Genomic DNA, 15,576 nt, shown 5'->3' with positions numbered 1-15,576 from the left:
TTTAAAATCTGAGGCAAATATAACAAGCAGTATAGGAATCGCAACATTAAAAACCGTAAACAAGGCATATAAAAAAAGGGCTTCTGCCCTTTTACTAAATATTTGTCTTTTTAAATTCTTCAATTATACTGATGGCCTTCTCTTTATCAGCATCTTCAACAAAAAGCTCGGCATTACCAGGAATCCCTGAACCAAAACCCGCTTTCATAGCATTTTCAAATTCATTTTTTACTAAACACTCAATATTAGATTGTTTTAGCAAGTCCTTATATATCTCAATATCTACTATGTGACCATAAATTACTTTTTCCATAATAATGTAGTTTTATGAGGTGAATAATGTAATTAATATAGCCATATTAATGCGAATAAACAAAATGCAGACTTCTCGCTGCTTTGTGGCAGAGCTTAATGCTTTTACTACCTTTGCGCCATTCACATTTTACCAATAATTATGAAATTTGAGACTCCACTAATAAAAGGGACTTTGCTTAAACGCTATAAACGTTTTTTATCAGATATAAAGTTAGAAGACGGAAGTATTGTTATTGCGCACTGCACCAATTCTGGCAGTATGAAAACATGTATTGAAGAAAATGCACCTGTTTATGTATCGCCGGCAAAAGATCCTAAACGAAAAACAAAGTATACTTGGGAAATGATTTTCATAAATAATGGATGGATAGGTATTAACACAGGGCATCCGAATAAAATAGTTTATGAAGCTGTACTTAATGGCGAAATTGAAAAACTGAAAGGTTACACCCATGTGAAGCGCGAAGTAAAATTTGAGGATAGTCGCTTTGATGTATATGCTGAGAATGATAAGGAGCAATGCTTTATTGAGGTAAAGAATGTATCGATGAAGGAAGGTGAATGGGCTTTATTTCCGGATGCTGTTACTACACGCGGGCAAAAGCATCTGAGAACTTTAATGGAAGTTAAAAAGCAAGGAATGCGTGCTGTGATGGTGTATATAATTCAGCGCGCTGATGTGAGCAAGTTTGGTCCTGCTAAAGAGGTTGACCCAGTTTATGCAGCCACACTTAAAGAGGCTTATGAAAATGGTGTTGAAATTATTCCGCTCATTGCGGATGTGAGTCCGGAAGAGATTAAGATAAAGAAGGAAATTCCATTTTTCTTATAAGATTATTTGCTGATAAAAACAGGCTCAAAATAGCTAAAAAACACCCCTTTATAAGTAGCTGATTATCAACATTAAGCAAGGAGCTAAAATTGCGTACCTATGGAGTTTTTTTTCCATACGTATGCAATATTTTTTCCTTACCTATGGAATTTTTACTGCATAGGTATATAATATTATAATGAATCAAATATTAGCTTAAAATACTTGGTAATACATCAATGCTGTCCTAATTAAATTTTCACTCAAGCCGTGAAGGCTTCTACTTTTTTCTACAGTCAAAAAAGTAGACAAAAAAACCGTCGACTACACCCACTTCACTCAAAAAACTAGGTTTCATGACTGAAATTGTTTTAAACTCGCACTTTTTCGTGCCTCAAAGCGCTCAAACAAAAAACAATTTTTAACCGTCATTTCAATCCTGTTTTTTGGCTCACTGGCTGAGGCCGATACTAAACAAGGCGTGCAGCACATTTTATAAAAGCGTCTAGGGCGCGATTGGTATTACTTATTGTTTTTGCTGATGCGGGCTGGATAGAAGTGGCAGCCCTTTATTTAGACGGCTTTATAAAGCTTAGTTGGCGGATGCGACCGCAGGAAGCACACGCACGGCTTAGCTGAATATAGCCGCCTAAATAAAGGCTAAAACGGATAGCCAGATTATGCCGCCATTAGAAACAAGAAAGTCCGTAAACTTATGGTATACATAGCTTACGGACTTTTATATTTTAGATGAAATACTAGTTTAGTAAATCTCCTTTTTAGCGGCTTTTAATGTATTTAAAAGTAGAGATGCAATTGTCATTGGACCTACTCCACCCGGAACTGGCGTGATGAAACTACATTTTGGTGCAACTTCATCGTAAGCAACATCTCCTTTCAGTTTCCAACCCGATTTGGTTACATCGCTTTTAACACGTGTTGTACCTACATCGATAACTACGGCGCCTTCTTTTACCATATCTGCCTTAACAAACTCAGGTGCTCCGATGGCTGCAATTATAATGTCGGCTTGTAAACAAATTTCTTGCAGGTTTGCTGTGCGACTATGACACACGGTAACAGTAGCATCGCCTGGATATCCTTTTTGAGATAATAAAATACTCATTGGACGGCCTACAATATTACTACGACCGATAACTACAACGTGCTTACCTGATGTTTCAATTTTATAGCGCTCAATAAGCTCCATAATACCCTGTGGTGTTGCTGATATAAATGCTGGCGAACCAATGCTCATGCGACCCACATTTTGGGGATGAAACCCATCAACATCTTTACGATAATCAACTGCATCGGTAACTTTTTCTTCAGAAATATGCTTTGGTAATGGTAGCTGAACAATAAATCCGTCTAAGTCGGCATCGTTATTCAACTCTTCTACTTTGGCTAATAATTCTTCTTCAGTAACTGTATCTTCAAAACGAATTAAAGTTGATTTAAAGCCTACATACTCACAGGCTTTAATTTTAGCGGCTACGTATGTTTCGCTACCTCCATCGTGCCCCACTAATATGGCTGCTAAATGTGGAGCTCTATCTCCGGCTGCTTTTATACTTGCTACTTCTGCTGCAATTTCATCTTTTACCTTCTGAGAGGTTGACTTCCCATCAATAATTTGCATGTTGTATGTTTTTTTTCGATGAATAAAAAAAGGGAACGTATGCGTTCCCTCTCCTATTTACTATGTTGTTATTATCTTTTACCGAAAGGCATGTTTTGCATCATGCGCCCCATGTTTTTTCCTTGGGTCATCATTTTCATTACCTTGCGTGTGTCGTCGAATTGCTTAATTAAACGATTTACTTCCTGAATGTTTGTTCCTGATCCATCGGCAATTCGCTTTCTGCGGCTTCCGTTTAAGATTTTTGGATCTTCGCGCTCTGTAGGTGTCATTGAATATATAATGGCTTCAATACCTTTAAAGGCATCATCATCAAAATCCATTCCCTTAAGTGCTTTACCCATTCCTGGGATCATGCCAGCTAAATCTTTCAGGTTACCCATTTTTTTGATTTGCTGTATCTGATTTAGGAAATCGTTAAAGCTAAATTGATTTTTAGCAATTTTCTTTTGTAGTTTACGAGCCTCGTCAGCATCAAACTGCTCTTGAGCACGCTCTACAAGAGAAACGATATCACCCATACCTAAGATACGGTCGGCCATACGACTTGGATGGAAAACATCTAAAGCTTCCATTTTTTCGCCCATACCCACAAACTTAATAGGCTTATCTACTACGCTTCTGATTGATAGGGCAGCTCCTCCACGTGTATCACCATCTAACTTAGTTAGGATAACACCATCAAAATTTAATCGATCGTTAAATTCTTTGGCAGTATTTACAGCATCCTGCCCCGTCATAGAATCTACTACGAAAAGAATTTCTTCAGGATTAATGGCTTTTTTAATGGAAGATATCTCCTCCATCATTTGCTCATCAACTGCTAAACGACCGGCAGTATCGACAATTACTAAATCGTGTCCGTTTGCTTTTGCAAAGGCAACACCATCTTTAGCCAATTTAACTGGGTCATTATTTCCTTCTTCGGTATATACTTTAACGCCAATTTGCTCTCCCAACACTTGTAGTTGGTTAATCGCAGCTGGACGGTAAACATCACCCGCAACCAATAAAGGATTCTTTCCTTTTTTAGTTTTTAAGAAGTTAGCTAATTTACCAGTGTGGGTTGTTTTACCCGAACCCTGTAAACCAGCCATTAAAATTACGGCAGGACTTCCTTTTATATTGATATCTACAGAATCGCCTCCCATTAATAATGCCAACTCATCGTGCACTATTTTAACCATCATTTGCCCTGGTTGTACTGCATTTAGTACATTTTGGCCCATGGCTTTTTCTTTTACTGTTTCGGTAAAAGTTTTAGCAGTTTTATAGTTGACATCAGCATTAAGTAACGCTCTACGTACTTCTTTTAAAGTTTCGGCAATATTAATTTCTGTAATCTTACCTTGACCTTTTAAAAGTTTAAAGGAACGTTCCAGTTTTTCCGACAGATTCTCAAACATTGTATTGTACTTTTAAATTTCAGATTGCAAAAGTAAAAAAATAATTGCTTACTCCGTGCATTATTGTTTATTCGTTAAACAATATTTACTTAAACTATTCATTATTCTGTTTATGCAAATATTATTACTCTCAAAATCTGAATCTTATAAGCTTTAGAATTTAATTAGCTTATTTGACATGATACTAAGGATCTGTAACTTTTAATAAAATATTGAGTAGTATTAATAAAATAGTAGTAAAAATAGACGTTTAGAGATTAAGATCAATCCAACAAAATATCTATTTTTGCGGCTCAATATAAAATAGACATGGATATATTTCTGATTAAGCTTCTTATTCCTTTCGCTAGTTTAGTTTCTTTCTTTATTGTTTTTGCAACAATACCAACAATTATCAAAGTAACGCGATCTAAAGGAATGTTTGCAGACTCAAACGGTAGAACCTTGCATAAAACTGCTATCCCAAACTTAGGCGGCATTGCCATCTTCATGAGCTTTTTATTTACCTATTCTATATTTTCTGATTGGTTTTCGTTCACTAAAATACCGTTTTTAATTCCATCCATATTAATCATTTTTGCAATTGGAATAAAAGATGATATAATGATTACTGCACCCATTGTAAAGCTAATGGGACAGATTTGCGCGGCCTTTATTATTGTTGCTTGGGGCGATGTAAGAATTACTTCTTTTCATGGTTTTTTTGGTATTGAACCCGATTACTTAACCAGTATTACTTTTAGTATTTTCTTATTTGTATTTATAATAAACGGCTTCAATTTAATTGATGGAATTGATGGACTTGCCTCTACAGTAGCAATCATATCCATTACATCGTTCATGGTATGGTTCTATATAAATGACGATTATCATATTCCTGTTTTCTCAGCAGTATTGATTGGAGTGCTTTTGGCATTTATGTATTACAACGTTTTCTCAAAAACCAATAAAATATTTATGGGTGATACAGGCTCTCTTATATTAGGTTTTTTAATAGTAATTGCGGCAATCCGATTTTGCGAATTTAATATTCCTGAAAACAGACACAATCTTAAATATACAATGGATTCTGCACCAGCAGTTGCAATAGGTATATTAATTGTTCCTATAATTGATACAATTAGAGTTTTTATTTTTAGGCTTTCAAGAGGGAATTCACCATTTACGGCAGATAAAAATCATATACACCACCGTATGTTGACATTGGGTTTTACCCATTTACAAACTTCACTAATAATCGGAGGGGTTAATATTGTTTTTGTTATTTTATCATATACCCTTAAAGATTTAGGTGTTTTAAAGCTTTCACTACTAATATTTACATTAGGACTGGGGTGTAGCTATATACCAGCAATATTTATTTTACGTAGAAAAAAGAAAATAAAATATATTGCTGCAGAGTATAGAAGAGAAAATATAGATGATAAATAATCTGATTGGCGAAAGTGCCGCACTGGCTACTGCTGTTTGTTGGACCATAACGGCTATTGCTTTCGAACTTGCAGGTAAGAAGGTAGGATCGTTACCTGTAAACCTTATTCGACTTGTAATTGCATTCTTTATTATAGGAATATTCTCCTATTTCAGAAAAGGAATGTTTGTAGCCACTGATGCCAGCAACGAGCTTTGGTTATGGTTAAGCATTAGTGGCATTATTGGTTTCGTAATTGGCGATTTATTACTATTCCAGGCCTTTGTAGTAATTGGGGCTCGCTTATCAATGCTTATCATGGCATTATCCCCTCCTATGTCGGCTCTACTTGGGTATTTTATACTAAACGAGAATCTTAGCCTCATGAATATGTTAGGGATGGCAGTAACAATTGCTGGAATTGCCATAGTGGTTCTTAACAAAGAAAAGCAATCAGATCAGGTACAAGTCTCCTATCCTATTAAAGGTATTTTGCTTGCAATTGGTGGTGCATTTGGACAAGCATTAGGTTTAGTTCTATCAAAATATGGAATGAAAGATTACGATCCTTTTTTAAGTACTCAGATTAGAATTATTGCTGCAATTGTTGGCTTTGCTGTTCTTTTTAGTGTATTAGGTATTTGGCCAAAAGTATTTTCGGCTTTAAGAAATAAACCTGCCATGTTAAGTATTAGCATTGGCTCGGTATTCGGACCATTTTTAGGGGTATCACTTTCTTTATTAGCCATCCAATATACCACAACGGGTATTGCTGCTACAATTATGTCTATTGTACCCATATTAATTATTGTACCTTCAATTGTTATTTTTAAGGAAAAGGTAAAAGCAAAGGAGATTATTGGTGCAGTAATTGCTGTGTGTGGAGTAATTTTATTTTTCGCTTTTTAAGGTAACATTTAACTTATTTCGCTAATCAATAACCTAGATAAATTTAATTATTAATGGATCATTTTATTGTTGTTCTAACTGAAAATAGAAACCTAGGAATAATCGCTTCGGCATACTTTGCCGAGGATAATGAAGGTTCGCCTTCTTTGGTTTTAAAGGAGAAAGTAAACACACATTCTCCTGAGCAACATAAAAAATTCACTTTTACTACTGAGCAACTCACAGTACTAGCTATCCTTGATCAAATTACTGATCGATATTTATTTAATGAGTTCTCAAAGGATACCAGCATCAAGCAATTTTACGAGAAGCTCGATGATCAAAAGCTAGAAGATACTATAAGGCCACATATTGAAGCACAAATGATGGCTTGCTTAAACGTTCTAGCGCAAAATCCATCCATAAAAATATATCTGAAGGATAAGAAATATAGTAATATTTATAAGTCTGATCGACTTGAAATATATCCTCAGAAAGTAGATCCTATATTCTATTTTAAATTAGATGAAAAAGGAATAAACTACACCCTAAAAATTAAAACGGAAACTGAAGATGTCAGTTTAACTTATAAAAAGCCAATTGTTATAAGCCATTCCCCTTGTATTCTTTTAATCAGAGAAAAGTTGTATCGATTTGAGAATACAGATAGTAAAAAATTTGTGCCTTTCTTCGAAAAATCGTCTGTTCAAATACAGGCAAGAAGTGTAGCCACCTACATGAAAACGTTTGTAGCTGCATCAGTAAAAAACCATGCCGTGAACGCTGAAGGTTTTAATATAGTTACAGAAGATATTAAACCCGTTGCCAAATTAGTGATAGCCTACAACCTCCAACAAGAGCCCATATTAACACTGGAATTTGTATACGGAACTAAATCACATTTGGCCAACAGCAAGTCTAACGTTGTTGTTGATGTGAAAGAGGCCAATGAAAAATATACGCTTATAAAACATAAGCGTGATGATGATTGGGAGCAACTCATTATAAAAAAACTATTAGATCTTGGATTATTAAGTCTTGAAGGACATGCCTACTATCCTAAAGGATATGGACAGCCTTACGAGTTTTATCCCATAATAAACTGGTATAACTTAAACCGCACAACATTAAATGAGCTTGATGTAAGCTTAAGCGACAAATCATTGGATAAGGAGTACTATTTTGGAGAATCGAGCTGCGTATTAAACACCAGTAAAGATGGCGATTGGTACGATTTACAAATGATTATTAAGATTGGCATCTATGATATTCCATTCTTAAAATTCAGAAAATATATTATTGCGGGTAAAAAAGAATATGAATTACCCGATGGAAAAATATTTGTTATCCCTGAGGAATGGTATAGTAAATATGGCGACATATTAACGTATGCCGAAGTGTTTGGAAACAAACTGAGGTTAAAACCTATTTTTCATCATCTTACAGGTAAAAAGAACAATACAAATGCTGAAGTTTTAATACAACAAAACAGTAGTACAGTGCCTGCCACATTAAAGGCTAGTTTACGCCCCTACCAACAACAGGGGTTTAGCTGGATGAATTACCTTAACAACAATGGCTATGGTGGTATATTGGCCGATGATATGGGATTGGGTAAAACCTTACAAACCATTACGCTTTTATTAAATATATACAAACCTTCAGAGCACAACCCAGATAACACACATCCAATTAGTGAAGGTATTGAAGGCTTTAACACATCAAATATTGCGGCTAGTTTAATTGTAATGCCAACATCGTTGATTCATAATTGGCTTAACGAATTTAAAAAGTTTGCCCCATCGTTAAAGGTTTATGTTTACAGTGGTCAAAAGCGACTCCGATCGAAGGAAATTGGCAACATCATACGCCACTATCATGTTGTTTTATCATCCTATGGGGTTATACGTAACGATATAGAATACATCAAACATTACAATTTCGAGTATTTTATTTTAGATGAAAGCCAATATATAAAAAATCCAACATCAAAAATATATCAGGCCGTAAGCCAAGTAGAATGCAATAAGAAACTGGTTTTAACGGGTACTCCTATCGAGAATTCGCTAACGGACCTTTGGGCACAAATGAATTTTGTTAACGAAGGCTTGTTGGGCAGTCTTCCCTTTTTTAAAAAGCAATTTGTACATACCATAGAGAAATTAAACAACGAAGGTCAGAAAGAGAAATTGCAACAACTAATTGCTCCCTATATTCTCAGAAGAACAAAAGAGAAGGTAGCTAAAGAATTGCCTCCTGTTAGTGAGCAGGTTTTACTTTGCGATATGACTCCCGAGCAGCAAAAGGTATATGAGGTTGAGAAATCAGGCATTCGCAATCAGTTACTAAAAACATTTGCGAGTGAGGGTATTGAAAAATCAACCTTTTTGGCTTTACAAGGACTAACTAAACTAAGACAAATTGCCAATCACCCTAAATTGGTTGATGAAGAATACACGGGATCTTCTGGTAAATACAACCTCATTTTAGATCATTTAAATAGTATTATTAATGAGGGCCATAAAGTACTTATATTCTCTTCCTTTGTAAAGGATCTGGAATTAATAGAAACACAAATTACTAAGGACAAAATTAGCTACAGCAAGCTAACTGGCAGCACTACCAATAGGCAGAAAGTGGTTGAAGACTTTGAGCATGATGATAATTGTAAAGTGTTTTTAATATCGCTGAAAGCAGGCGGTGTTGGCTTAAATTTAATTAGCGCTGATTATGTATTTCTGTTAAACCCGTGGTGGAATCCAGCTGCTGAATCTCAAGCAATTAATAGAGCCCATAGGATTGGACAAACTAAAAATGTATTTGTGTATCGCTTTATTAGCGTTGGCTCTATTGAAGAAAAAATAATGCGACTGCAAGAACATAAATCGGAATTGGCCAATACATTTATCAACTCTAACAACCCATTTAAAAATATGGGTGAAAGTGAAATTAAAGAGTTGTTCAGCTAATTCTTATAAAACAATTTATCAATAATAATTACTTTTTTTGTTTCTTTGCTAGCCAATAAGCCCATGCCCTTACCTTTAGAGTTCTGAATACTATTTTTATTAAATAGAAGTTATAACAATAAACAATATAAATTAACCATGAAGAAATTACTATTTATAGCTGCCATTATCACCTTATTTTCGAGCACATATACTAATGCACAGGATGTTAAAACTCAAAGTAGAAATATTGGAGCATTCAACACAATTACAACTACAAAAGGAATTAACGTAACTTTAATTGAAGGCGATAAGGAAAAGATTGAGATTGAAATTGAAAATGCAGCTGTAACTGATGTAATTACTGAGATTAAAGGGCGTGACCTAAAAGTTAAGCTTAAAAACAAAATATATAAGGATGTAGCCGTTCAGGTATACGTAAGCTACAAAACTATAAACCAAATTAATGCTGAGTCGGGTTCGTTTATTACATCAGAAGATGTTGTTAAGGCCGATTTACTTACTGTTAAAGCAGGTAGTGGCGCCTCAATTGTATTAGATGTTGATGTTAGAACATTAAAAGCGTCATCGGTATCATCTAAAATAGAATTAGTAGGTGAGGTTGACTTTCAAGAGGTTAGTGTAGTAACTGGTGGAAAGTATATTGCCGATAAATTAATCAGCCGAGAAGCGATTATAAAAACCGGAACCGGTGGTGTTGCTTGGGTAAATGCAACTGAAGATTTAGATATGAAAACTACTACAGGTGGTAAAATCATATACAATGGCAACCCTGCCAAAATAAAAAGTAAAGGTAATATCCAAAAAGACTCGGAATAAGCTATTTTAAGTTTCTGAAATAAAAATATACAAGAGGCCATTTCACAACAAGTGATTTAGCCTCTTTTCTTTGGTTTCTAGTACGTATGTTCCTATTGGTAACAGGATGAAACTGTAAGCGATTTGAAAAAGCAAACTATCCAAAGCTCCAGAGAGTCGAACTTTTTTAATGAGCTACACCTCCAAGCCTATTCTTATATCCTATGCTCCTAGTAATAGCCAGTTAGTATTTACTTATTAGGTCTTCCATATTTGAATAGGTTACTTTGTCCATAATTCTCATAAGGTCAGACACGGTTATATTGTTAATTTCACTAATTGCTTGCAAGATTTCAGAGATTTGTTGAGGATTATTATCAAATAAATCTTTAAACAATTTAAAAGCTCTACCATATTGACCTACTTCGTTAGAATAGATATACCTATCACCATATATTTTTCCTGTATCTACAGATGCAATCGGATTGTTACCTCTCCAATCGAGAAGGTTACCATTCTGTTGATGTTTTCTTGCATCAGCTAATCTATTATCAAGAAAATAACGTTGAGCTTCATCAGGTGAAATCAATGAGCAAAATTTATAAGCAATATAATCTGACAAACCATCTCTAAACCATCTAAAATCATATCCATTAAGTTTATATTTAACTATTAAACAACCTTCTACTATTTCATGCGAAAATGTGTTCCCAATTTTATTAATCATTTTTAAATTGTTAATACTGTCTGTCTCATACAAAGCCATTGTCCATGGTATTTTTCTACTATTACCTATTGTACATGTGTTTCTGGAGTTTATAGTTGTGAGAAACAGGTTTTCTCTTTCAATATCGTAAAACCCAAAATCATAAGTTAAAAGACTGTCTAATTTTTCAAAAAGTTGAAGAGCCGTAAATGCATCATCTCTTAAGGTTGGATTATCATAAAATGTGGTAAAATGTTGCCCAGAAATAGAATCCCCAGATTTTATGTCAATTATTGATAAATTCTTTATGCTTTTAATTCTATTAATACCAAACACTTCTTCATTAACATAAGAAGCCCTTGTTGTTATGCTGCTATTTACTGGAAAATAGTTAATCAGCTTATATAAACGAAGTCTATTAGTTTCTTTAAAAATAAATGTAATATTACCCCGGACTTCATCATTATGAAAATATTGACAAGCATCTACACATATTGTAGAGTCATTAAGATTCTCAACTTTATTAATTTTCACACGATCAATCTTTCTTGATTGGTTCGAATTTATATAAGAATAAAATTCAATTAAAGATGAATTTAAATCAGAATCATTGGTTCTAAAATCATTTGATAAGCATGGTTCGATAATGCTATAATCATGTTGATTGATAGCTTCTTTATAGCATTGAATAAGATTCTTAATGCTATTATTTTCTATAGAAGGTTTGCAAGAATTTAATAATACTGCACAATAAAAAAGTGCAATATAGAGTGCAATATTTATTTTCATCACGATTCTTTTTTAATTGGCTACAACTCATTTATATCCTCACCCCCTCCCCATACAAAACTACCGTATGTTCTGTATACTCACCGCAAAAGGCGATATACGTATCAGCAAGAATATCTAATTCGATAGTAAAAATAGATAATTTTATTTTATGTTCAGCTACATATGTTAATTTAGGAATGAGCATACACTGCCAATAGTAAAATTGATGTGCCTGTATATCGTAAAGGGTGAATCTCGCTAGCGAGATTGGGTATCCTTGATGCGAGATTCACCTCCGGAGGTGCGAGATCGCCTTACCTGCATGCGAGATTCACGAAGTACCCATGCGAGATTGGCTTCCCCCTATGCGAGATTCACTTCCCTTAGGGCGAGATTGAACTTTCTTTATGCGAGATTGGGTATCCCCGATGCGAGATCGCGCTAATCCAATTACAAATCTCTAATTTTTCTACCATGTATATTTTACCCCTCTCTAAGGCAAAAGAACACCCCTTATCAAATTACATCTACAAAAAAAGCTACATTAATGATATACAAAGCACTGAAGCTGCAATTTGGGATTTTTCACACCTATATTAAGCAGACTTGGTATTGAGGTTTTCTGAACCCTACAATAGAGGCATGTAAAGTTCTAGCTAAGTCAAAAATAGGCCTTGTTAAGTTCTGACTAAGTACAAAGCAAGCTGATTCCATTTTAAAATATCGAATTTTACAATAGTCTAAAATGAGTAAACCGCCTGTTGCTAACTTTATCACTTAAGTTGAAAACAGCGCTTAAAACACTTACAAATAATTTGAATTATGAAAGCAGTAAAAAGCATTTCTTTATTCCTGATGCTACTTTGCGCAATTGGAGTGAATGGCCAAACCTGGAAAGATCCTAACGCAAAGGTTGAGGATAGAGTTGAAGATTTATTATCTAAAATGACATTGGATGAAAAGATAGCCTATTGTGGTTCCCGAATTTCGGGTATTGAACGCTTGGGCATCCCTTATTTTGAATGGTACGGCGAAGCCCTTCATGGACTTAAAGCTTGGAATTGTACGCAATTTCCACAAAATATTGCCATGGGAGCCACATGGAATCCGGATTTGATGTTTGATGTAGCCACAGCAATATCTAACGAAGCCCGTGCCTTAAAAAATGCAGGACAGAAAGAGGTAATGATGTTTTCGCCAACGGTGAATATGGCACGCGATCCACGCTGGGGAAGAAACGAAGAGTGCTATAGCGAAGACCCACTTTTAATGTCGGAAATAGCCCGAATGTACGTACGCGGTATGCAAGGGAACGACCCTAAATATGTAAAAACAGTAACTACTGTAAAGCATTATGTAGCCAACAATGTAGAGAAACGTAGAGAGTTTAGCCACTCGTTGGTACGCGATATAGATTTATACGAGTACTATTTCCCAGCGTATAAAACTTGTATTATTGATGAGGAAGCAACTGGTATTATGACCGGATTAAATGGTGTAAACGGCACACCATGTTCGGCAAACAATGCTTTAGTAAATGGTGTATTACGTGATGAATGGGGCTTTGAAGGATATGTAATTGCCGATTGGGCTGCAGTTCAGGGTTTAGAAAAACGTATGCGATTTGCCAAAACACAAGAAGAAGCTGCTGCCATGGCCATTAAAGCCGGAGTTGATCAAGAGTGTTTCAGACACAAAACAAAGGCTGCTCCTTTTGTTAAGGCATTAAAACCAGCCATTGAACAAGGTTTGTTAACCGAGGAAGAACTTAATGTATCTGTTAGAAGATTATTAAGATTACGCTTTATGACGGGTGATTTTGATGATCCATCGCTTAACCCATACTCTAAAATACCAAGCTCAGTACTTGAGTCTGAAACACACAAAAAATTAGCGCTTAAAGCAGCTGAGCAGTCTATTGTACTATTAAAAAACGATGCTGCATTGCCTCTAAAGAAAGATATAGACAAGCTTGCTGTTATTGGTCCGTTTGCGAATCGTTGTTGGTTGGGTATTTATTCAGGTAATCCTAAAAACAAAGTAACACCCCTTGATGGCATTAAAAAAAGCGCCAAAGGTAACGTAAGCTTTGCCGAAGGTTGTTCTGTTACTGGAGCCGAGGACGACGAACAGAAGATTAAAGAAGCGGTTGCTTTAGCTAAAAAATCGAATACGGTAATTATGGTTGTTGGAAATGATGAATCAACAGCTACAGAAACACGCGATCGTCTTTCGTTGAGTTTACCGGGTAAGCAGCACAAACTAATAAAAGCAGTTCAGGCGGTTAATAAAAACGTAATTTTAGTACTTATTCCTAGCGGATCTACTTCTATTGGTTGGGAACAAGCAAACCTTCCGGGAATTGTATGTGCGTGGCCAAATGGTCAGGAACAAGGTACTGCATTGGCTAATGTATTATTTGGCGATGTTAACCCAGGTGGTAAGCTGAGTACAGCATGGGTGAAATCGGAAAAACAACTACCCCACTTTCATGATTATAACGTAAAAACCTGGAAAGATGATTATGGTCCTGAAGTAGGACGTACTTACATGTATGCCAACTCAAAACCATTGTATCCGTTTGGTTTTGGACTTAGTTACACGCAGTTCGAAGTTTCTGATATGAAACTTAGCAGCAAGAAGGTTAAAACCATGAAAGACCTTGTGGTAACAGCTAAAGTTTCGAATGTTGGAGATATGGATGGAGACGATATCTTACAAGTTTATGTTCGCGATGTTGAAGCCAACCATACAGTACCGGTAAAAGCCTTAAAAGGATTTGATAGAATACACGTACCAGCCGGAGAAAGCAGAACGGTGTCTATCAAGCTACCTTACGAAGCTTTTTCTCATTACAATGTAGATGCTAAGGAGTTTCAGGTTGAAGAAGGTGACTTTGAAATTATGATTGGGCAATCGAGCGAGGATATCGTAGCGAGCCAAACACTAAAAGTTGAAGGTGGAACTATCCCTAAAATCAGTGTTGGACAAAAAAGTGGTTACTTTAATGCCAAGGATGAAAACCGCAGCAAAAAATGGGATTACTTATATGAGGAAGATGCCTTAAGTAGCAAGAAAGAAAAACAAGATGAAGATTCTTCACATAAGTGGATAGAGTATGAGATTGTTTTTGTTGATCCAGGCGTTTATGTAAGTACTTGGGATGCGGAACTTAGTTTTGCCGATGCCAGCAAAGAAGCTATTGTGGTTACTTCGATGGAAGGTGTTGAAATTGCATCGCATACTATTTTGAATAAGCAACGTAAACTACAAATTAAGATTCCTATTCCACCAGAATACGGAAAGCCAGTTCGTTTAAGAGTTAAAACTGTAAGTGGCGAAGTAAAACATGATTCTCTTAAAATTATTCCTCCAGGAGGAAAAGCTCCTTTTGTTATTACAGAAGTTGTAGCAAAATCGGAATAATACCTTAATACTAATCACTTAGGTAAGACGGATTAATTTCGTCTTACCTTTTTTTGTGCGCTTAAGAATCATAAATCTACTCTAGTTTAAAGTATACTATAAAGTTTGTCTGATTGATAAATATAATTGGTAGTAGTTAGGTTTTTTCAATCTCGTCCTAAACATGTTTATATAACGTGCTGCACGCCTTGTTTAGTATCGACCTCAGCCAGTGAACCAAAAAACAGGATTGAAATGACGGTTAAAAATTGTTTTCTGTTTGAGTGCTTTGAGGCACGAAAAAGTGCGAGTTTAAAACAATTTCAGTCATGAAACCTAGTTTTTTGAGTGAAATGGGTGTAGTCGACGGTTTTTTTGTCTACTTTTTTGACTGTAGAAAAAAGTAGAAGCCTTCACGGCTTGAGTGAAAATTTAATTAGGACAACATTGATTT

The 15,576-nt window shown here is 35.4% G+C and carries 10 protein-coding genes; 6 read left to right on the top strand and 4 right to left on the bottom strand.

Going from position 1 to position 15,576, the window contains the following annotated elements:
* Positions 1 to 94: 94 nt before the first annotated feature.
* Entirely contained in the window at positions 95 to 313 is a 219-nt protein-coding gene (locus A8B35_RS20845) for a putative signal transducing protein (RefSeq protein WP_075603917.1), read from the bottom strand.
* Between the two features lie 141 nt (positions 314 to 454).
* Between A8B35_RS20845 and sfsA the strand changes: the two genes are divergently transcribed.
* Positions 455 to 1,147 carry a DNA/RNA nuclease SfsA gene (gene sfsA / locus A8B35_RS20840; protein WP_075603916.1) on the top strand — a complete coding sequence of 231 codons (693 nt, stop codon included), beginning with the start codon at positions 455 to 457 and terminating at the stop codon, positions 1,145 to 1,147.
* Positions 1,148 to 1,889: 742 nt separating this feature from the next.
* On the opposite strand, the gene folD is transcribed toward sfsA, so the two are convergent.
* Together folD and ffh are read right to left on the bottom strand one after the other, a co-directional pair.
* Positions 1,890 to 2,768: a bifunctional methylenetetrahydrofolate dehydrogenase/methenyltetrahydrofolate cyclohydrolase FolD gene (gene folD / locus A8B35_RS20835; RefSeq protein ID WP_075603915.1), complete on the bottom strand. Its 879-nt coding sequence runs from the start codon at positions 2,766 to 2,768 to the stop codon at positions 1,890 to 1,892.
* Positions 2,769 to 2,839: 71 nt separating this feature from the next.
* Positions 2,840 to 4,174: a signal recognition particle protein gene (gene ffh, locus A8B35_RS20830; protein WP_075603914.1), complete on the bottom strand. Its 1,335-nt coding sequence runs from the start codon at positions 4,172 to 4,174 to the stop codon at positions 2,840 to 2,842.
* 309 nt (positions 4,175 to 4,483) lie between these two features.
* Here ffh and A8B35_RS20825 point away from each other — a divergent pair, with 309 nt between their 5' ends.
* The 4 genes from A8B35_RS20825 to A8B35_RS20810 all read left to right on the top strand — a co-directional run bounded on the left by A8B35_RS20825 (position 4,484) and on the right by A8B35_RS20810 (position 10,261).
* Positions 4,484 to 5,605, top strand: a complete 1,122-nt coding sequence (locus A8B35_RS20825; protein WP_075603913.1) for a glycosyltransferase family 4 protein — start codon at positions 4,484 to 4,486, stop codon at positions 5,603 to 5,605.
* Positions 5,595 to 6,494, top strand: coding sequence for a DMT family transporter (locus tag A8B35_RS20820; RefSeq protein ID WP_075603912.1), 900 nt, complete (start codon positions 5,595 to 5,597; stop codon positions 6,492 to 6,494). The genes A8B35_RS20825 and A8B35_RS20820 overlap by 11 nt, the downstream gene beginning before the upstream one ends.
* 53 nt (positions 6,495 to 6,547) lie before the next feature.
* On the top strand, positions 6,548 to 9,442 hold the full coding sequence (locus tag A8B35_RS20815; protein ID WP_075603911.1) for a DEAD/DEAH box helicase: 2,895 nt from the start codon (positions 6,548 to 6,550) through the stop codon (positions 9,440 to 9,442).
* Positions 9,443 to 9,580: 138 nt separating this feature from the next.
* A complete protein-coding gene (locus A8B35_RS20810; protein WP_075603910.1) occupies positions 9,581 to 10,261 on the top strand; it encodes a head GIN domain-containing protein in 681 nt (226 codons plus the stop codon).
* Positions 10,262 to 10,484: 223 nt separating this feature from the next.
* Here A8B35_RS20810 and A8B35_RS20805 read toward each other — a convergent pair whose 3' ends face one another.
* Positions 10,485 to 11,735, bottom strand: a complete 1,251-nt coding sequence (locus A8B35_RS20805; RefSeq protein ID WP_075603909.1) for a hypothetical protein — start codon at positions 11,733 to 11,735, stop codon at positions 10,485 to 10,487.
* 804 nt (positions 11,736 to 12,539) lie between these two features.
* Between A8B35_RS20805 and A8B35_RS20800 the strand changes: the two genes are divergently transcribed.
* On the top strand, positions 12,540 to 15,143 hold the full coding sequence (locus A8B35_RS20800; protein ID WP_075603908.1) for a glycoside hydrolase family 3 C-terminal domain-containing protein: 2,604 nt from the start codon (positions 12,540 to 12,542) through the stop codon (positions 15,141 to 15,143).
* The last annotated feature ends 433 nt before the right edge of the window (positions 15,144 to 15,576 follow it).

The organism is Saccharicrinis aurantiacus (genome assembly GCF_001660705.2).
Taxonomy (GTDB): Bacteria; Bacteroidota; Bacteroidia; order Bacteroidales; family Marinilabiliaceae; genus Saccharicrinis; species Saccharicrinis aurantiacus.
Note: the sequence above shows the minus strand (reverse complement) of the source record. Positions and strands in the feature narration are given on the sequence as shown.